The organism is Nonomuraea sp. NPDC049028 (assembly GCF_043197735.1).
Lineage (GTDB): Bacteria > Actinomycetota > Actinomycetes > Streptosporangiales > Streptosporangiaceae > Nonomuraea.
In genome coordinates, this window is record NZ_JBICTR010000024.1 from 80,413 (window position 1) to 99,089 (window position 18,677).

The window sequence follows — 18,677 nt, forward strand, 5'->3', positions numbered from 1 at the left end:
GTCAGCCCTTCAAGGAGCCCTGGAGCAGGGCCTTGACGAAGTGACGCTGGAAGATGAGGAAGATCACCAGCGTGGGCGTCAGGATCAGCAGCGATCCGGCGCACAACAGCGGAATGTCGGTGCCCCACTGTCCTTGGAAGGCGCCCAGAGCGCCGGACATCGTACGTTTGGTGGGGTCGTCGACCAGGACGATGGCCAGCAGGAACTGGTTCCAGGTCCACAGGAACAGCAGGATGCCCAGAGACGAGATCGCCGGCATCGCCAGGGGTACGTGGATGCGGCGGAACAGCTGCCACACGTTGGCGCCGTCCATCCGCGCGCTCTCCGACAGCTCCCCGGGCATGTTGACGAAGTGGGCCCGCATCCAGAAGACGCTGAACGGCATGAACAGGCCGATGAGCGGCAGGATGATCGCCCAGCGCGTGTTGAGCAGCCCCATGTCGCGGATCTGGTAGTACAGCGGCGTGATGATGCCCTCGAAGGGGAGGGTCAGGCCGAGCACGAACAGCAGGAAGATCACCCGGCCGCCGATCACGCGCAGGTGACCGATGGCGAAGCCGGCCATCGTCCCCAGCAGGATGGAGATCGGGACCACGCCGAGCACGATGAGAGCGCTCGACTTCAGCAGCTCGCCCATCTTCGCGGCCTCGAAAGCGCGCGGGAAGTTGCCCCACTGCGGCTCGGCCGGCCAGGCCAGCCCGGCCGGGTAGGTGCCCGAGGGGTGCAGGGCGGTGACGAACAGGCTGAGGAACGGCAGGAGCGTGACCGCCATCATGAGGACGAGCAGCAGCCTGCCGGTCCAGGCTTCCCGCGAGGCGATGATCATCGGTTGCCGTCCTTCGCGAACCACTGGATGGGCAGGGCGCAGGCGATCACCAGGACCATGAGCACCACGGCCAGGGCCGAGGCCATGCCCACCTCGCGTTCGGAGAAGGCCAGGTAGAAGATCTGCAGGCCGGGCACCATGGTCGTGTTGCCGGGACCGCCCTGGGTGGAGATGTAGATGATGTCGAAGCTCGCCAGGGCCGCGATCACTGTCACGGTGACGCAGACCGCGATCTCCTGGCGCAGGCTCGGCACCGTGATGGAGACGAACTCCCGCCACGCCCCCGCGCCGTCCAGCCGGGCGGCCTCGTACAGCGCCGGGTCGATCTTGCTCATGCCGGCCAGGAGCAGCAGCGTGCACAGGCCGAGCAGCACCCACGCACCGATCATGCCGACCGCGGGCAGGGCGGTGGCGAAGTCGCCCAGCCAGGCCCGGGTCACTCCCCCGAGGCCGACGAGCGAGAGCAACTGGTTGATCACACCGGTGGAGGCCAGCAGCCAGCTCCACGCGATGCCGGCCGCGACCAGCGGGATGACCTGCGGCAGGAACAGCACGGTCCGCGCGATCAGGGCGAGCCGGCTGGCGGCGATCCGCCGGATCGTCGCGGCGATGGCCAGGCCCAGCACGACCGGGATCGCGCTGAAGAACACGATCAGCTTGACGGCGTTGACCAGCGACTCGAACAGATCTGGATCGGTGAAGACCTTGCCGTAGTTGGCCGGGCCCACCCAGGTGGACGGGCCGATGCCGTCCCAGTCGTACAGCGAGTACTGGAACGTCAGGGTGATCGGGCGCAGGACGAACACCGCGTAGAAGGCGAGCGCCGGGGCGACGAACAGCCAGCCGGTCAAGCCGCGCAGCTTGGCCACCGCCGGCCGCCGGTGCGAGGAACCCACCTGCCTCAGTTCCCTTCGAGCTGGCCGGCGTAGTCGGCCTGGACGCTCTTCAGCAGGTCCTGCGGCGTCTGCTGTCCCGCGACGAGTTTCTGCAGCTGGGGGGTCCAGCTCTTGGCGTAGATGGCGCCGGTGGCGTTGGCGATGAAGTCCATCGCGCCGTTGTCCTTGGCGATGTCCGCCCCCGCGGCCAGCGTACCGGCGGTGACCGTGCCGGATTTGACGGCGGGCATGTACGCCTCGGCCGGTCCCATCGGACGCGAACCGCCGACCTCCACGCCGATCTCGCGCGCCCGCTTGTCGGTGGCCACCCAGTTGAGGAAGAAGGCGGCGCAGTCGGCGTTCTTGGCGTTCGCGGCGATCCCGAAGGTCAAAGGCGCCGACATGGCGGCCCGCTTGCCGCCCTGCTGCACCGGCGGCATCAGGGAGAAGCCGACGTTGCCCGCCATCTGCTTGTCGAGGTTGCCCGACTCCCAGTCACCGTTGAACATGAACAGGCCCTTGCCGCCGATGAAGCGGCTCATCATCGTCGCGTAATCGACCGCGTTGACGTCCTTCTGGAAGTAGCCGGCCTTGATCCACCGCTCCAGGTGCTGGGCGGCTTGCAGGTTCGACGGGGTGTCGATGGTGGCGCCGGGCTTCTGGAAGATCCAGTCGTTGATCGGCTGGGGCTGGCCGTAGGAGGCCATGAGGTTCTGCAGCGGGAAGGCCAGGCCGCCGGTGGCGCCGCCGTTGAACTGCACGATGGGCGTGATGCCCGCGCTCTTGGCCTTGGCCAGCACCGCGTCGAACTCCGCCAGCGTGGCGGGCGGCGCCGACATCCCGGCCTGCGCGGCGAGCTTCTTGTTGTAGAAGACGCCGGTCATGCTGAAGTTGAGGCCCAGGGCGTACAGCGAGCCCTCGCCGCGCGGCCGTCCGCCCGGGCCCAGGCGCAGCTGCTGGAGCTGCGAGGCCGGCCACTTGTCCCAGCCGAACGCCCTCGCGTAGCCGTCCAGGTTCTTCAGCAGGTTGTCCTTGACCAGCTCGGAGACCTGGGGCAGGCGCATCAGGTCGGGCGGGTTGTCGGCCAGCACGCGCGGGGCGTTCTGGGTGATGACGGCGAACTGGTCCTCGCGGATGTTCCACGTGACGTTCGGGTGCTGCTTGGTGAACTCGGTGGTCAGCGCCTTGGGGAGCGGGAAGCCGGTCTCGAAGTAGCCGTTCATGGTGATCGGCGCGGTGCCGCAGGTGGGCGCCGCGGACACCGGCGAGGCGCTGGTGGCCTGGGGTCGCGGGCTGTCGCTGCCGGGAGCCGCGCAGGCGGCGGCCAGCGTCCCCATGGCGATCACAAGCGCGGCCCCGGACCTGCCGGGGCGAACTCGGCGTGCCATGTGCATCTCCTCTGCTGCTTGGGACGATCGGCACCGGGCTGATGTCCCGCTTTCCGTTGCTAAATCGGGTTAGCGCCCGATAGTCTCACGGCGCGCGTCGTACGATGTCAACCCCCCGTACCACTCTCTTGACGATCGGAGGTCCTGGGTGAGCCCACGACGGGTCACGCTGGCCGATGTGGCCAAGGCGGCCGGTGTCTCCCGCCCGACCGCCTCGCTGGTGCTGTCCGGCCGCGGCCGTGAGCTGCGCATCTCTCAGGACGTCGAGCAGCGGGTCCTGCGGGCGGCCGAGGAGTTGCAGTACCGGCCCAACATCGTCTCCGTGGGCCTGCGTACGGGCACCAGCCGGACGATCGGCTTCGTCTCCGACACCGTCGCCACCTCGCGGCTGGCCGGCGACATGATCAAGGGCGCGCTGGAGGCGGCCCGTGAGCGCGGCTTCATGCTGTTCATCGGTGAGACCGAAGGCGACGCCGAGCTCGAACGCCTCCTGCTGCAGGCCATGCACGACCGCCAGGTCGACGGGCTCATCCTGGCCTCGATGTTCACCAGGACCATCAAGGTGCCCAAGGGCATCACAGCCGCGCCCGCCGTGCTGCTCAACGCACTGCCCAAGCAGCCCACTCCCCTGCCCGCCGTCATCCCCGACGAGGTCGAGGCCGGGCGCCGCGCGGCCCGCGTCCTGCTCGAGGCCGGCCACCGCGACGACATCTACCTGATCGGCGCGGGCCCGCGCCTGCGCGACGTGCCCGCGCAGAGCGTCGCGGCGGTGGAGCGGCTCGTCGGCATCCGCGAAGCGCTCGGCGCGGCGGGCGTCAAGGTGGCGGGCGCCCGCACCTGTCCTGATTGGCAGCCGGAGTACGGCCTCGCCGCGACGCACGACCTCCTGCGCACCGTCCGGCCGCATGCGCTGATCTGCTTCAACGACCGCATCGCCATGGGCGCTTACCAGGCACTCGACGACTTCGGGCTCAAGGTGCCGGCGGACGTCTCCATCGTCTCCTTCGACGACCACCCCCTCGCCTCGTGGATGCGGCCTCAACTGACCACGGTGGCGCTGCCCCACTACGAACTGGGGCGCAAGGCCGTCGACGTGCTGTTCGCCGAGATGGATCGGCTCGCCGAGACCGACCGCGACCCTGCGGACACCGACCGGGCCGGCGAGGTGCACCGGGTCCCGATGCCGGTCCGCAGTCGCGAATCCGTCTCGCCGTCGCCGGCTTGACCGTTGATCACGTGCCGGCCGGCGTCTCCAGGGATGGAGCCGGGTCGAAGCGGTCCCAGACGCCGCTGACCGCGCGCTTCCTCCGGCCGTTGCGCACCAGCGTCACGCTGACCAGCGCCGACAGTGCCGCCACGACGATCGGGTACGCGATGCCGGCGAGTCCCAGAGAGAACTGACAGCGTGCTAGAGGTTCGCCGTGAGGCGGGCCAGGATGCGCGCCGCGGGCTCGGCCGACGCGTGCCGGTAACCGGTGCCGGCCCACAGGTGGAGGCGTTCGGCGTCACCGGCGGCGGCCGCGGCTCTGCGCAGTGGGCTGGTCAGGTGGTGCAGCGCGGGGTAGCCGGCCGGGGCGAGGTGGTCGTAGCGGTCGGTGAAGGCGTTGCGCAGCGCGCGTGCGGGGCGGCCGGTGAACGCGCGGGTGACGAGCGTCCGGTCGCGGGCCGGGTCGGCGAGCGCGTCCTGGTGCGTTTTCGAGGCGCCGCTTTCGTCGGCGCGGATCAGGACGGTGCCCACCATGGCGGCCACGGCGCCGGCCCGCAGAACCTCGGCGACGGCATCGCCGGTGGCCAGACCGCCCGCGGCGATGAGCGGGAGATCGGTCACGTGGGCCACTTCGCGCAGCAGCCGGGTGATCGGTGTCGCCGTGGGGACGCGGTCGGGGGTGAGGGTGCCCGAGTGGCCGCCGGCCGCGCCCGCCTGTACGGCCAGGAGGTCGGCGCCGGCGTCGGCGGCGCGGAGCGCTTCCTCGGCTGAGGTGACCGTCTGCGCGATCAGCGTGCCGGCGGCGCGCAGCGCCTTGATGACCGCCGGATCCGGGATGCCGAAGGTGAAGCTCGCCAGCGGGACGGGGTCGGCCAGGAGAAGGTCGATCTTGTCGCGCCAATGGTCGTCGTCTTCGCTGAGAGCGACGGTGGCGAGGTCGAGTCCGTACTGGTCGGCTTCGGGCTGGATGGTGCGGGCGTAGCGACGGTAGGCGGCGGGGTCGGCCGGGATCGGGTTGGGGGCGAACAGGTTGACGCCGAACGGAACGGCGGCCGCCCGTACCTCGGCGATCTGCTCCGCGAGCGCTTCCGGGCGCTTGTAGCCGCCGGCCAGCAACCCGAGACCGCCGGCTTCGGCGGCGGCGGTGACCAGCCGGGGCGTGGTGGCGCCGCCTGCCATGGGTGCGGCCAGCACGGGAACGGACAGGCCGATGGCGGTCAGTGCGCTGTTCATGGTCGCCTGCTCTCCTGCCGGTGCCGGATCCGGCCCTTCGCCGTCCTCGGCTCCGAGGTTAGGAGGTGGGACCAGTGACTGGGAAATTCAATGCGGGACGCCCAGGTAGGGGAAGACCGTCAGCGTGTCGCCGTGCGGCTTGATCCCCTGGGAGGGCGCGTTCCCCTTGGTCAGGATGGCCAACTGCGCGTCGACGATGTCGTCGGCGAACTGGCGGCCGTTCGGGTAGCCGGCCGGCTCGGCGCAGTCGTAGGTGAGCAGGTCGGGCAGCAACTGCCCGGCCACCTCGGTGGCCTCGAGCTCGGTGTAGCCGCCGCCCGCGCCCAGCAGGGCCGCGACGATCTTGCCGGTGTGGTCGCGCCGGTCGTCGGCGGGTGATCCGGCGTTGTAGGCGTTCTTGTCATCGTCCCTGGTGAACACGATGTTCATCAGCGGCCGGCCCATCCGCTCGACCTGCCTGCCCTCCAGCAGCACCGTCGTCCAGTAGCCGACCGGTTGCTCGAGGAACAGGCTGTTGGGCACCTCCAGCACGATCGCGAAGACGTTCTTGTCGGCGAAGAAGTCGGCCCCCGTGAAGGCCATGCCCGCCTTGAAGCCCTCCAGGTCGAAGAAGAACGGATCGCTGCGGATCCCGGCGAAGAACCGGTACTCCCCCTCGGTGGAAGCCTGCGCCCGCGGCCCGAAACACACCGGGGCACCGGCGAAGAGCACCTCGCCGTCCAGTTTCACCCTCGCCGTCTGTTCCGCCTCGCCGGAGAAGGTGACCGCGAAGGTCAGGTCGGCCACGGCGTCGCCGTTGGTGTCCAGGTGCAGGTTGTACACGGCCCGCGGGTGGAACCGCTCCCCCATGGTCGGCGCCAGCGGGTTGACGCACATGACCAGGACCGAGCGGTCCTGGTCGCCGGGCTGCCGGAAGGCGAAGATATCGGTGATGTCGATCCGGGCATCGCCATGCGGCGGCTTCAGCCCCGGAGCATCGAGATGATCGGACATCAGGAGCCTCCTTCGACGCTGGCGATGGCGGTCAGCCAGGGATCGGCAATTCCCCGTCGACGTACTGGGCGCGGCCGAAGCCGAACGACCAGTCTTCGGGACTGTTCTCGACATAGCTGACGAACAGCTCCTGGCCGCCGACCCCGGCCTGGTCCAGATGGTCGGCGAGAGCGCGGTAGAGGCGCTGCTTGTCGGCGGCGCTGCGGCCGCGCTGGGTGAAGATCTGACGATCACGACCTCGGCGCCGCGCTCGAAGCCAAGGCCGGCGTCCTGAGCGATGATCTCGTCTGCCTCGTGCAGGGAGGCGATCTGGAAGCGATCTCGTACCGGGATCCCCAAAACCTCCACCAGCGCGTGATGGACGGCGTCGACGACGGCCTTGACCTGGTCGGGGCGGCGTCCGCGGACCATGTCGATGCGTAGCAGGGGGCTGTCGGTACTCCAATCGCGAGATGACCCCTCACGACCCTGGACATTCCCCCGCAACTGGGAAACCAAGGGCGGCCACCGTCTTGTTGCACCGCGCGGAAGAAGAGCTTTACGGGTGCTTGACCCCAGCACCCCGTTACGGTCGTTGTCCCGCAGGCTGTCAGCGGACGATCGAGCGTGCAGTCGAACGTCAGCGCAGACGCGTCCGCCTCACTGCTTGTGTGACTCGTGGCCTGAGGGACAGCAGCCACTGATACGGCAGTTCTTCGCGGGCCTCTCACCCGCTGACACCGAATGGAGCCTGCGATGACCAAACCGATGCCGGCGCGGCAGGAGTGCGCGGCCGTGGTCCTGGGTGGGCCGACCACGGTCCTCGATCTCGGCGGCCTGCGCATCGTCGCCGACCCGACCTTCGACGACGCCGGGCCCCACGGTTACCTCACCAAGACCGCCGGGCCGGCCGCTACCGAGGACGAGGTGGGGCCGGTCGACCTTGTCCTGGTCAGCCATGATCTGCACCCGGACAACCTCGACGATCGCGGCCGTGCCTTCGCGCTGAGCGCGCCGTTGATCCTCACCGGTCCCGCGACGGCGGGCCGGCTCGGGCCGCCGTCGGCCGGTCTCGCCGCCTGGTCAGGCCACGCCCTCCCACGCCCGGGCGGAGGTGGTGAGCTGGCCGTGATGGCGGTGCCCGCCGTACCCGGTCCGGAAGACGGTGAGCGTGACGGCGACGGCAACGTCAACTGCGAGGTCACTGGATTCGTCCTGTCCGGGCATGGTCTGGCCACCGTGTACGTCAGCGGCGACAACGCCTCGATCCGTACCGTGGCCGAGATCGCCCGCCGGGTGCCGGAGATCGACGTGGCGGTGCTGAACGCCGGCGCGGCCAGGGTCGCGGCGAAGTTCGACGGCCGGCCCCTGTCATTGGACAGCCGCCGGGCAGCGGCCGCGGCCGCGGTGCTGGGCGTGAAGGTCGTGGTCCCAGCGCACTACGACGGCTGGGCGCACTTCTCGGAAGGCCGGGCCGAGCTGGAGCAGACCTTCTACGAGGCGGGACTGTCGTCCTCGCTGCGGGTCGCCGCGCACCGTTCCTGATGTCCCTGCGGGCCTGATCCGCCGCGCGATCAGTCGTCGATCGCCTGGTAGAGGGTGGTCCAGAAGTCGTGGATGGCCCGCGCAGAATCCGGGGTGGACATGCCGGTCTGGGTGAGCAGGATGCCGACGAGCTGGTGGTGCGGGTCGGCGTAGACGGTGGTGCCGCTGCCGCCGTCCCAGCCGAACTGGCCGATGGGGGCGTAGTCGCCCCGGTAGGTGCGCACCGCCATGCCGAACCCCCAGCCGCCGTGCTGCCCCAGGCCATACCCCCGATGGACGGAGTCGCGGCCCCAGGCCACTCGGGCGGCCAGCTGCTCGGGCGGAAGTTGGTTGGTGGTCATCAGCTCGACCGCTGGCCGGGACAGGATTCGCTCGCCGTCGTGAATCCCGCCGTTGAGCAGCATCCGGAAGAAGGCGTGGTAGTCGTCGGCGGTCGAGTCAAGTCCGCCGCCGCCGGACTGGAACGCCGGAGGCGTGCTGTGGTGCCCCCCTTCGGCCGGGTCCTCCACGCGGAACTCGCCGGTCTGCCAGTCGGGGGCGTACAGCGGCGGGAGCCGGTCGATCTTGTCGGCGGGCACGTGGAATCCGGTGTCGGTCATGCCGAGCGGGCCGAAGATCCGCTCACGCAGGAACTTCTCGAACGACTGCCCGGTGACCCTGGCCACCAGTACGCCGAGCAGGTCGTTGCTGATGTTGTAGATCCACCGCTCGCCGGGCTGGCAGATCAGCGGCAACGTGCCCAGGCGGCGCATCCACTCATCCGGGTCCGGCGCGGGCAGCAACCATCCGTCCTCCTGGCCGTAGACACCCCGCTCGAAGAGCGCGCCCATGATCGGGGTGCCCGGCGCGGTCATGTCCATGCCGAGTCCGTTGGTGGAGGTGAGCAGGTCCCGCACGCTGATCGGCCGCCGCGCCGGCACCGTGTCGTCCAGCGGTCCGTCGGGCCGCGTCAGCACCTGCCGGTCAGCGAGCTCGGGCAGCCACGGATCCACCGGGTCGTCCAGCCGCAGCCGGCACTCGTCCACCAGCACCATCGCCGCCGCAGCCCCGACCGGCTTGGACGTCGAGGCCATCCGGAAGATCGTGTCGCGGCGCATCGGCGTGCCACCGTCGTGGCGCATCGTCCCGAGCGCCTCGACGTGCGTCTCCTCGCCCCGGCTGACCAGGGCGACAAGGCCGGGGATCTTCCCGGACTCGACATGCCGTTCCAGCACCTCGCGCAGTCTGCGCAACCCTGCTTCGGAGAAGCCGCCGTTGCTGTTTCCCATCATGAATCTCGCCTCCATCTACTCGGCGTCACTGACTACCGGTACAAAGTAACACCGACTACCGGTATATAGCAACACGGAATAGCTGGCGGTGCGAGTCAGACCCATGTCGGTAGCCGCACTCGGGGCGGCCTGATCCAGCGACGGGCCACCGACTCCGGCCCGCGCGGCCAGGAAGACCCGCCAACGAGCTCTGGCGGGAGGGCCGCTCCTCCCCGTGGCGTGCCGCGACCGAGAGCATCAGGCATCCCAACCTGGGCACGATCCCGCTCGACTGCGACACCATGCTGCTCCCGGACGGCCACCAGACCGTGCTCGGGTACTCCGCCGAGCCGGGATCTCCCGAAGCCACGGCGCTCGACCTGCTGCGAGTGATCGGCCTGCAGCAGGTGTGACGCCCTGCGGATCAAGTCGAGCGCGTCAGTCGTCGATCGCCTGGTAAAGGGTGGTCCAGAAGTCGTGGATCAGCCGCGCCGAATTCGGGACGGACATCCCGACCTGGGTGAGCAGGATGCCGACGAGCTGGTTGTGCGGGTCGGCGTAGGTCGAGGTGCCGGCTCCGCCGTCCCAGCCGAACTGGCCGGTGGGCGCGTAGTCGCCGCGGTAGGTGCGGACCGCCATCCCGAAGCCCCAGCCGCCGTGCTGGCCTTGGCCGAAGGACAGATGCACGTTGTTGGTGGCCATGGCGTGCCGGGCGGCCTGCTGCTCGGGCGTGAGGCGGTTGGTGGTCATCAGCTCGACGGCGGGCCGCGACAGGATCCGTTCGCCGCCGTGCGTCCCGTGGTTGAGCAGCATCCGGAAGTAGGCGTGGTAGTCGTCGGCGGTGGAGACCAGCCCACCGCCGCTGCCCTGGAACGCCGGCGGCTTGCTCCAGCGTCCCCCCTCGGCCTCGTCCCACACGTGGAACTCCCCGCTCTGCGGGTCAGGGGCGTACAGGGTCGGCAGCCGGTCGATCTTGTCGGCGGGCACGTGGAAGCCGGTGTCGGTCATGCCCAGCGGGTCGAAGATGCGCTCGCGCAGAAACTCCTCGAACGACTGGCCGGTGACCCTCGCGACCAGCACGCTGAGCACGTCGTGGCTGATCTGATACTGCCAGCGCTCGCCGGGCTGGTGCATCAGCGGCAGCTCGCCCAGGCGGCGCATCCACTCATCCGGCCCGGGCATCGGCTCCGGCAGATCGGGCGTGAGCCCCCGCTCGAAGATCGCACCCATGATCGGCGTGCCCAGCGCCGTCATGTCCATGCCGAGCCCGAACGTGGAGGTCAGCAGGTCCCGTACGGTGATCGGCCGCCGCGCGGGCACGGTGTCGTCCAGCGGGCTGTCGATCCGCTTGAGCACCTGCCGGTCGGCGAGTTCGGGCAGCCACGGCTCCACCAGGTCATCCAGTCGCAGCCGGCACTCATCCAGCAGAACCATCGCCGCCGCCATCGCGACCGGCTTGGAGGTCGAGGCCATCCGGAAGATCGTGTCGCGGCGCATCGGCGCGCCACCGTCATGGCGCATCGTCCCGAGCGCCTCGACGTGCGTCTCCTCGCCCCGGCCGACCAGGGCGACAAGGCCGGGGATCTTCCCGGACTCGACATGCCGTTCCAGCACCTCGCGCAGTCTGCGCAACCCTGCTTCGGAGAAGCCGCCGTTGCTGTTTCCCATCATGAATCTCCTCGCGCACAGTGTTCGATCTCTGCGAGCCCTGTCTGGGGCTCGGTCATGGGGACACCCTCTGCGGCGCCACCGGAGCCGTTCGGAAATCCCTGAACGCCTGCGACACTATATTGCGTTCATAAATCAGTCAACAAGCAATGAGGGACTGTTTTGCCTGCTAAATATGGCTGATACGACCTTCGTTGCAATGACACTGAGACTGAATGCAAAGGATGATCAGAATTGCATTGCAATGGGCCGCGAGCGAATACATACTGTTGCGGTGGTGTGCGGCCCGCGCATGTCGAGAGTCAGGAGACGAGCACCGATGCCCGGAGGCAGACTCACCAATGAGGACCGTCAGCACATCGCTGCGGCACTCGCCGAGGGACTCGGATACGCGGAGATCGGCCGGCGTCTAGGGCGGCCCGCGTCGACCATCATGCGGGAGGTCACTCGCAACGGCGGACCCGACGACTACGGGGCGGACCAGGCGCACGAGGCCACACGGCATCGCGCGCGCCGGCACAAGCAGGCTCAGCCTCCGGCGCCGCCGATCCCCGACAGCGGCCACGGGCGTGACCCCCAAGCGGTGCGGGACTTCACGGAGTCCTTCACCGCCCTCCTCGTTCAGCAGGGTCTGCCCCGGATGGAGGCCAGGGTGCTGGCCTGCCTGTACATCACCGACTCCGGCACCCTCACCGCCGCCGACCTGGTCCAGCGGCTACGCGTCAGCCCCGCGTCGATCTCCCACGCCATCGCCTTCCTCGAACAGCAGGGAATGCTCAGCCGCGAACGCGCCCCGGGCGCGCGCCGCGAACGCTATGTCATCGACGATCAGATCTGGCTCGGGACGCTCCGCGCGGCTCTGCAGATGAACGAGACCCTGGCCGTCGCATCGCAGCGCGGAGCCGAGATTCTCGGGGCCACCACCCCGGCGGGCGCCCGCTTCGAGTCATCCGCCGAACTTCTTTTCCTCCTGAGCGGGGCCTTCCGGCAGGTCATGGAGGAGTGGGTGCAGAACCAGGCCAACCGGAGCCCCCACCCGCCGACCACCTCTTCTTGACGCGCGCCACCGCGGGACCTGCGCGAAGCGCCTGTCCATGCGGGCCTTCGGGGATCAGCCCGCGGACCCCATCCGGCCGATCATGTCGAGCACGAGGTTGGCGGCCACCTCCGCCCCGTCGATGCGGACCTTCTCCGCCACGGCGGCCGCGCGGGCACCGGTCTCGGGAGCCAGAGCGATCTTGAGCGCGGCCGACAGCGACTCGGCGGTCGGCGTCGGACCGTCGTGTCCCGTACCGATGCCCAGCTCGGTCACCCGGCTCGCCCAGTACGGCTGGTCGGCGACCTGAGGCACGATCACCTGCGGCGCCCCGGCACGGGCCGCCGTCGCCGTGGTGCCCGCGCCGCCGTGGTGCACGACCGCGGCCACCCGGCCGAACAGCTCCTGATGGTTGACCTCGCCGACCACCAAGCAGTCGTCCCGGTCGTCGATCAGGGCCAGATCGGCCCAGCCACTCCCGAGCAGGACCCGGCGGCCGTGTGTCCGTACCGCCTCGATGACGGCCCGGGAGATTTCCCGCGCGCTCGCGCCCCGCATGGGCATGCTGCCGAAGCCCACGTACACCGGCTCCGCGCCGGCGGCAAGGAACGCCTCCAGCTCGGCCGGCAGCGGGCGCTCGTCCGGGCGGATCCACGCGCCGGTCTGTACCACGTCAAGGTCCGGCGTCTCCTGCCACGGGCCCAGGACCGGGTCGGCCGCCAGGAACGGGCGGTCGGTGAAGGCATAGTCGCGGACGGCGTCCACCGGCGGCAGGCCGATCGAGACCCGGTGGGCGTTGATCATCTCGCCGAAGAGCGTGTTCTTGTGCTCGGCGTCGAGATCCCACAGCGCCCGGTTGTCGGTCACCCCCGCGGGGACCTCCTGACCCGGCCAGGGGCGAGGCGGACGGTGCGGCGACGGCAGGTAACTCGGAGAGAACGACGTGAACACATAGGGCACGCCCAGCTTCTCGGCCGCCGCCCGCGCACCGGCCACGGCCGGGAACGAGCCGGTGGCCACCACCGCGGCGCAGCCCTCGGCCGGCCCGGCGACCGCCTCGTAGGCCATGGCGGTCAGCTCGGCGGCGATGTCGGACAGGCTCGTCTTGCCGGGGACCGCCCCCGTCGCCAGCGCGCGGATCGGCCAGCCGAGGGGAGTCAGCGGCACGTCGATGCCGTCCAGCAGCTGCGCGAAGTCCGGCGGCGCGCACATCCGCACCTCGGCGCCCAGAGCCTTCAGCCGCACCGCCAGGCCCGTCATCGGCCCGACGTCCCCGCGCGACCCGTAGGTCACCAGCACAACGCGCATTCCACGACCCCCATTTTTCGTACGTTTCCAGCGTCGAGGGGTGATTGTGCGGCATGACCCAGGCCTTGTGGCAAGGCCCCCCATGCGCTATAGGTTGGAAGTGGAAGGAGTGGTCATCCCTCCTACGCCGCGCGTCAGGCCACCCTTCACTCCCAGTCGATCTCGCGCAGCGCGGCCACGCCCTCGTCCGGTCCGGTGATCACCGCGTCCTCGCCGTCCTCGTCAGCCAGCGAGAGGACCTGGGGAGACAGCTCGATCAGCGAAGCGATGAAGGGCCGCCAGGTCTCCTCGGACAGTGACGACTGGGCACGGATGATCAGATCGAGAATCTGGTCCAGGTGGTCGTCGAAGGAGATGGAGAGCCCCGCCAGGCGCTCCTCGGATGCGAAGTCGAATCGGATCACGTTGACGTCGGGCAGACACCTGATCCGGAGCGTCGCCGCGTCGTTCTGGTACGTGTGGTCGATCCATCGCCACCCTTCGCCGCTCTCGGCCTGCCATCCGCGGCTCTCCAGCCGACCTTTAATGTCGTCTATCGTCACTGGCCATTCCCTCATGGTCATTGTCAGGAGCTGCTCCGCCGAGACGCTTTGATAGCTTCACGTGGGACAGACAGCATCCGGACTTCCGCCTTGCTTCAGGGACGAAGCACAGGAAGTCGTATTACATCTGTTTAGAGGAGCAGTATGAGGGTTGTCGTCATTGGGGGAAGCGGACATATCGGCACATTCCTCATCCCCCGGCTCGTACGCGCGGGTCATGAGGTGCTCAACATCAGCCGGGGAAGCCGGGTCGCCTATGCCGAGGCCCCTGAATGGCAGCACGTACAGCAAGTGACGGCCGATCGCCAGCAAGAGGACACCGAGGGCGTCTTCGGCGACAGAGTGGCGGGACTGCGGCCCGATGTCGTCGTCGACTTGGTGTGCTTCACCCTTGAATCCGCCGTGGCCCTCGTGGAACGACTCCGCGGGCAGGCAGGCCACCTGCTGCACTGCGGGTCCGTGTGGCGATACGGGCCGAGTCACAAGTCGCCCATCGCCGAAGGGACAGGGACGGAACCATTCGGTGACTACGGCATCCAGAAGGATCGAATCGCGCGGATGCTGAAGGACGAGACCGCCGGCGGCGGCATGGTGACGACGTCACTGCACCCCGGGCACATCGTCGGCCCGGGCTGGGACCCGATCGGACCGACCGGCAACCTGGACCCTGCCGTCTGGCGCACCCTGTCGGCTGGACAGCCACTGAAGATCCCCGGACTCGGCGTCGAGCTCATGCATCACGTTCATGCCGACGATGTCGCTCAGGCCTTCGAGAAGGCGATCGCGCATCCTGACACGGCGGGCGGGGAGGACTTCAATGTCGTCGCCCCAACGGCCCTGAACGTCCGCGGATTCGCCCACGAAGCAGCGAGCTGGTTCGGGCAGACGGCTTCGCTGGAGAGCGTGTCATGGGAGGAGTTCCGCGCCACCACGACCGACGAGCACGCGCAGGTGAGCTGGGAACACCTCTACCGCAGCCACTGCCTCACCATTGACAAGGCCAAAACACTTCTCGGCTATGCACCCCGGTACGAACCCGAGGCCGCAGTACTCGAGTCCGTCCGCTGGCTCATCGAACACGGCCGGCTCGAGGTAGACCGTCCCCTCGTCGTATGACTTCCCGCGGCCGCCAGCTGCTTCGACGAGCTTGAGCAGCGCCTGAGCCGCCGCGGCCGGGTCGCCGGCAGGCCACCTTCCGGCGACGCGCTGAGCGGCCATGTGACGTACACCACCGATCACGGATGTCACACAGCGGCGAGAACCGGCGTCTTGTGCGTACAACGCACTTGAGAAGCGAACAGGCAGGAGCCGGCCATGAACGAGCGCAGCGAGCCAGCGACAGGCACAGCCGAGCCGCTCGCCGGCCCCGCCCAGATGGACCCCGCCACCGAGGCGTTCGTCACCCACCGCAACCTGCTGTTCACCGTCGCCTACGAGATGCTCGGATCGGCCGCCGACGCCGAAGACGTCCTCCAGGAAACCTGGCTGCGGTGGATGACGGTCGACCTGACGCAGGTGCACGACCAGCGCGCCTACCTGGTGCGGATCACCACCCGGCGCTCGCTCGACCGGCTGCGCACCATGAAGCGCCGCAAGGAGGCGTACGTCGGCCCCTGGCTGCCCGAACCCCTGCTCACCACGCCCGACGTGGCCGAGAACCTCGAACTCGCCGAGAGCGTGTCCATGGCACTCATGCTCGTCCTCGAGACGCTCTCGCCGACCGAACGCGCCGTGTTCGTCCTGCGCGAGGTCTTCGACGTCAGCTACGACGAGATCGCGACCACCGTCAGCAAGACCCCCGCCGCCGTCCGCCAGATCGCGCACCGCGCCCGCCAGCACGTACAAGCACGCCGTCCACGCGAAGCGATCTCCCCCAGCCAGGCCCAGGCGGCTCTGGAGTCATTGCGGCGCGCGCTCGAAACCAGCGATCTCCAGGGCCTGCTCGACGTGCTCGCCCCCGACGTCGTCCTCATCAGCGACGGCGGCGGCGTCAAGCAGGCCGCGCCGCGGCCGATCACCGGCGCCGAGAAGGCGGCCCGCTTCATCGTCGGCGGCCTCGGCAAGGCCCAGGTCACGCTCACCGGCGACCCCACCGTGGTCAACGGCAACCCGGCACTCGTCCTTCGCGTGAACGGCGAGATCGACGGCGTCATAGCGGTCCAGGTCGAGGATGCCCGCATCACCGGCCTCTACTACGTCCGCAACCCGCGGAAGCTGACCCGCATCGCATCAGAGACCCCGCTCACCCTGCGATGACCCGCACTCGCGACGGTTGACCTTGCCCCAGGGTCAATGTCCCAGCATGGTGGCATGACCAACGCGTACGACGATGGGGAGCAGGCGGGCGACAGGACGATGCGGCACTTCACGGTCCACCACGACGGCGTCACGCTCCCGGTGACTCGCGGTGGCCGGGGACGACCGCTGGTCCTGTGCCCCGGACTGAACTCGACCCAGGCCCACCTGCACGAACTGACCGAACTGCTCCGGCGCGACCACGACGTGCTGACCTTCGACCTCCGGGGCCATGGCCTCGCCTCGGCCGCCGGCCACTACTCCTTCGAGACGTTCCTCAGCGATCTGACCGCCGTGCTGGCGGAGCTGGATGCGGCGCCCACGCTTGTGGGCTACTCGCTGGGCGCGGACCTGGCCGTACACTATGCCGCCGAGCATCCCGGCGCCGTCGCCGACCTCGTTCTCATCGACGGGGCGAACCCGGTGCCTGAGCCGTTCATCACCGAGGCCCTCCTGCCGGAGTTCCGCGCCATGTGGGCGGACCTGGCGACGCGGCAGCAGGCCGAGCGGGGCACCGCGCGTCAGGTGCTGCTCACCGCCCAGGAGATTCTCGACCTGAACATCGAGATCGATGCGGTCCGATCCAGGATCCTCGACCGGTACGAGAAGATCGGCCGGCCCATCCGCCTGATCATGTCGACCTCGATGGCCGGCGACAGCGGCGAAGGGCACGCACCGCGGTTCAACCGGAACTGGCGCGCCGGTGGCGAGCGGCTGATCCGTGAGCAGCCGCACCTCGCCATGTCCTGGCTCGACGCCGACCACCAACTGGTCTTCACCCACGCCCCGGAAATCGCCCAGATCATCCGAGGTGCCCAAACCGGCCAGGCGACTTCTTAAGCAACCCCTGAGATGCTGCTCTGATGCTGACCATCGGTGAGCTGGCGTCCTACGCCGGAGTGACGGTACGCGCGGTGCGGCACTACCACGCCAAAGGACTGCTGCCGGAGCCGGAGCGAGACCACTCCGGCTACCGCCGATACGACGCGGGCGCCGTAGTCGAACTGATCAAGATCCGTACCCTCGCCGAGGCCGGAGTCCCACTGGCGCGCGTACGTGAGCTGCTCCAGGCCGGCGAGGCGGAGTTCGCCACGGCGGTCGCGGACATCGACAAGCGGCTGCGGGCGGAGATCCGGCAGCGACAACGCCACCGTGAGCGGATCGCCCGGCTCGCCGCCGGGGACAGCTTGACGCTGCCCCCGGAGGTGGTCGACTATCTCGACGGGCTGCGCGCGCTCGGGGTCGACGAGCGGATCGTCCAGGCCGAGTGCGACGGCTGGATCCTGCTGGCCGCGCACTCCCCCGAGCGGGTCCCGGAGTGGATGGCCCGCAAACGGGAGCAGATCGCCGACCCGCGGCTCATCGATTTCTTTCTCACCCTGAGCCAGGCACTCGACCGGCACGCCGGCGACCCGCGGCTGGTCGAGCTGGCTGACAAGCTGGCCGCCTACATCACGCGGCTGGCCGAGGAGAAGGGCGAGGACTACGTCGACGACATCGACATCGAACCACCGCTCGTCAAGCTGATGGACAGGTTGGCGTTCGACACTGTGCCGCCGGCCCGTCGGCTGATCGAGCTGCTGAAGAAGCGAGGCTGGACCGGCTGGACCAAGCTCGAGCGCGTGGAGTCCACGCGGGCGACAAGCACGCCGGACCTTTGACGCGCTACCGGGTCTTCCTGTAGGCGTCCTTGAGGCATACGGCCCGGCTCGGGGCCGACCGACGCGGCGTAGACCGCGTCCTCGGTCATCAGCTCCAGCAGTGCGCCGACGTCGCGCCTGGCCCAGGCGTCGGCGAAGCGGGCCAGGCATTCACGCGGGCTCATCTCAGACTCAGACATCGTCGTTGTACTCCTGTGCGAGGTAGGCGTCCAGGTCCGGCCCGCCGGGGTTGGCGAGGACGTGCGTCATCCAGGCACGCCGCTCGAAGTCGGTGACGCTCAGCTCCCACACGCACCCGGCCGCCTGACTCGGGTGTGGCGCCAGGTGCTAGCGCCGGTCGTGCTGAACGGGCTGTCGGCAGACTCGGCGCGGTCGCTGTGGGAGCTGGCCACGGGTGAGGACGGCTTCCTGCTGGAGCTGAAGTCCGACCCCGGGCGGCTGGGGCTGGAGACGCTGCTGGAAGAGATCGTCAAGCTGCGACGGGCCTGGTGCTGTACGCGCTTGGCACGAACGTGGGGATCAAACGGGTCGCCGACGGCGGCCAGCATGGCGAGAGCGAGGCGGCGCTGCGGGCGACCCGGCATCTGTTCGTCAACCGCGACAACCTGCGAGCGGCGATAGCGACCCTGGTCAACGCCACCTTGAGGATGCGGGATCCGCTGTGGTGGGGCAACGGGACCGCGTGCGCGTCGGATTCGAAGAAGTTCGGGTCGTGGTCGTCGAACCTGATGACCGAGTACCACGCCCGGTACGGCGGCCCCGGGGTGATGATCTATTGGCAGTGCGACCTGAAAGCCGCACAATTCGAGCAAATGTCAGAAAGGAGCTATCGACATTTTCGACCTGTGACCAATTGGTCGATTCCTCAGCC

19 protein-coding genes and 2 pseudogenes are annotated in these 18,677 nt (G+C 69.1%); 9 read left to right on the plus strand and 12 right to left on the minus strand.

The genetic code is table 11. The features are described 5' to 3' along the window. Window position 1: 1 nt before the first annotated feature. The 3 genes from ACGFJ2_RS57125 to ACGFJ2_RS57135 are packed head-to-tail and all read right to left on the minus strand — an operon-like array spanning window position 2 to window position 3,089. Window positions 2-826, minus strand: coding sequence for a carbohydrate ABC transporter permease (locus ACGFJ2_RS57125; protein WP_357956554.1), 825 nt, complete (start codon window positions 824-826; stop codon window positions 2-4). Then, window positions 823-1,722 carry a carbohydrate ABC transporter permease gene (locus ACGFJ2_RS57130; protein ID WP_393483453.1) on the minus strand — a complete coding sequence of 300 codons (900 nt, stop codon included), beginning with the start codon at window positions 1,720-1,722 and terminating at the stop codon, window positions 823-825. The genes ACGFJ2_RS57125 and ACGFJ2_RS57130 overlap by 4 nt, the downstream gene beginning before the upstream one ends. Before the next feature lie 5 nt (window positions 1,723-1,727). Continuing rightward, on the minus strand, window positions 1,728-3,089 hold the full coding sequence (locus ACGFJ2_RS57135) for a hypothetical protein (protein ID WP_358183780.1): 1,362 nt from the start codon (window positions 3,087-3,089) through the stop codon (window positions 1,728-1,730). Between the two features lie 148 nt (window positions 3,090-3,237). Here ACGFJ2_RS57135 and ACGFJ2_RS57140 point away from each other — a divergent pair, with 148 nt between their 5' ends. Next, window positions 3,238-4,314 (plus strand): LacI family DNA-binding transcriptional regulator, encoded by a 1,077-nt coding sequence (locus ACGFJ2_RS57140; protein ID WP_357956559.1) that lies wholly within the window; start codon window positions 3,238-3,240, stop codon window positions 4,312-4,314. 7 nt (window positions 4,315-4,321) lie between these two features. Here ACGFJ2_RS57140 and ACGFJ2_RS57145 read toward each other — a convergent pair whose 3' ends face one another. From ACGFJ2_RS57145 to ACGFJ2_RS57165, 5 genes and pseudogenes are all read right to left on the minus strand, one after another. Then, window positions 4,322-4,447, minus strand: coding sequence for a hypothetical protein (locus tag ACGFJ2_RS57145; RefSeq protein ID WP_393483458.1), 126 nt, complete (start codon window positions 4,445-4,447; stop codon window positions 4,322-4,324). A 50-nt stretch (window positions 4,448-4,497) separates the two neighbouring features. Continuing rightward, window positions 4,498-5,529 carry a nitronate monooxygenase gene (locus ACGFJ2_RS57150; protein WP_393483461.1) on the minus strand — a complete coding sequence of 344 codons (1,032 nt, stop codon included), beginning with the start codon at window positions 5,527-5,529 and terminating at the stop codon, window positions 4,498-4,500. A gap of 87 nt (window positions 5,530-5,616) precedes the next feature. Next, window positions 5,617-6,522, minus strand: a complete 906-nt coding sequence (locus ACGFJ2_RS57155) for a DUF4331 family protein (RefSeq protein WP_393483505.1) — start codon at window positions 6,520-6,522, stop codon at window positions 5,617-5,619. Between the two features lie 31 nt (window positions 6,523-6,553). After that, window positions 6,554-6,745 (minus strand): tautomerase family protein, encoded by a 192-nt coding sequence (locus ACGFJ2_RS57160; protein ID WP_393483508.1) that lies wholly within the window; start codon window positions 6,743-6,745, stop codon window positions 6,554-6,556. A 44-nt stretch (window positions 6,746-6,789) separates the two neighbouring features. Beyond that, a pseudogene (locus ACGFJ2_RS57165) lies at window positions 6,790-7,083 on the minus strand (tautomerase family protein); the annotation flags it as partial. A 174-nt stretch (window positions 7,084-7,257) separates the two neighbouring features. Between ACGFJ2_RS57165 and ACGFJ2_RS57170 the strand changes: the two are divergent. Then, complete coding sequence (locus ACGFJ2_RS57170) at window positions 7,258-8,046, plus strand: MBL fold metallo-hydrolase (protein ID WP_393483464.1); 789 nt, start codon at window positions 7,258-7,260, stop codon at window positions 8,044-8,046. A 29-nt stretch (window positions 8,047-8,075) separates the two neighbouring features. Here ACGFJ2_RS57170 and ACGFJ2_RS57175 read toward each other — a convergent pair whose 3' ends face one another. Beyond that, complete coding sequence (locus ACGFJ2_RS57175) at window positions 8,076-9,317, minus strand: serine hydrolase domain-containing protein (protein WP_393483467.1); 1,242 nt, start codon at window positions 9,315-9,317, stop codon at window positions 8,076-8,078. Window positions 9,318-9,511: 194 nt separating this feature from the next. Between ACGFJ2_RS57175 and ACGFJ2_RS57180 the strand changes: the two are divergent. After that, window positions 9,512-9,709 (plus strand): annotated as a pseudogene (locus tag ACGFJ2_RS57180) (transcriptional regulator); the annotation flags it as partial. A 25-nt stretch (window positions 9,710-9,734) separates the two neighbouring features. Here the strand turns inward: ACGFJ2_RS57180 and ACGFJ2_RS57185 are convergent. After that, on the minus strand, window positions 9,735-10,964 hold the full coding sequence (locus tag ACGFJ2_RS57185) for a serine hydrolase domain-containing protein (RefSeq protein WP_393483511.1): 1,230 nt from the start codon (window positions 10,962-10,964) through the stop codon (window positions 9,735-9,737). A 319-nt stretch (window positions 10,965-11,283) separates the two neighbouring features. On the opposite strand from ACGFJ2_RS57185, the gene ACGFJ2_RS57190 reads away from it, so the two are divergent. After that, on the plus strand, window positions 11,284-12,021 hold the full coding sequence (locus ACGFJ2_RS57190) for a helix-turn-helix domain-containing protein (protein WP_393483470.1): 738 nt from the start codon (window positions 11,284-11,286) through the stop codon (window positions 12,019-12,021). 54 nt (window positions 12,022-12,075) lie between these two features. On the opposite strand, the gene ACGFJ2_RS57195 is transcribed toward ACGFJ2_RS57190, so the two are convergent. Together ACGFJ2_RS57195 and ACGFJ2_RS57200 are read right to left on the minus strand one after the other, a co-directional pair. After that, on the minus strand, window positions 12,076-13,308 hold the full coding sequence (locus ACGFJ2_RS57195) for a glycosyltransferase (protein ID WP_393483473.1): 1,233 nt from the start codon (window positions 13,306-13,308) through the stop codon (window positions 12,076-12,078). Between the two features lie 146 nt (window positions 13,309-13,454). Continuing rightward, on the minus strand, window positions 13,455-13,850 hold the full coding sequence (locus ACGFJ2_RS57200; protein WP_393483476.1) for a hypothetical protein: 396 nt from the start codon (window positions 13,848-13,850) through the stop codon (window positions 13,455-13,457). A gap of 144 nt (window positions 13,851-13,994) precedes the next feature. Here ACGFJ2_RS57200 and ACGFJ2_RS57205 point away from each other — a divergent pair, with 144 nt between their 5' ends. From ACGFJ2_RS57205 to ACGFJ2_RS57225, 5 genes are all read left to right on the plus strand, one after another. Then, entirely contained in the window at window positions 13,995-14,966 is a 972-nt protein-coding gene (locus tag ACGFJ2_RS57205; RefSeq protein ID WP_357956581.1) for an NAD(P)-dependent oxidoreductase, read from the plus strand. A 198-nt stretch (window positions 14,967-15,164) separates the two neighbouring features. Further along, window positions 15,165-16,106 carry an RNA polymerase sigma-70 factor gene (locus ACGFJ2_RS57210; RefSeq protein WP_393483479.1) on the plus strand — a complete coding sequence of 314 codons (942 nt, stop codon included), beginning with the start codon at window positions 15,165-15,167 and terminating at the stop codon, window positions 16,104-16,106. A 54-nt stretch (window positions 16,107-16,160) separates the two neighbouring features. Continuing rightward, window positions 16,161-16,985 carry an alpha/beta fold hydrolase gene (locus ACGFJ2_RS57215; protein WP_393483482.1) on the plus strand — a complete coding sequence of 275 codons (825 nt, stop codon included), beginning with the start codon at window positions 16,161-16,163 and terminating at the stop codon, window positions 16,983-16,985. A gap of 23 nt (window positions 16,986-17,008) precedes the next feature. After that, window positions 17,009-17,806: a MerR family transcriptional regulator gene (locus tag ACGFJ2_RS57220; protein ID WP_393483485.1), complete on the plus strand. Its 798-nt coding sequence runs from the start codon at window positions 17,009-17,011 to the stop codon at window positions 17,804-17,806. Between the two features lie 488 nt (window positions 17,807-18,294). After that, window positions 18,295-18,677 (plus strand): Tn3 family transposase (locus tag ACGFJ2_RS57225; RefSeq protein WP_393483488.1); only part of this gene is annotated, 383 nt, incomplete at its 3' end.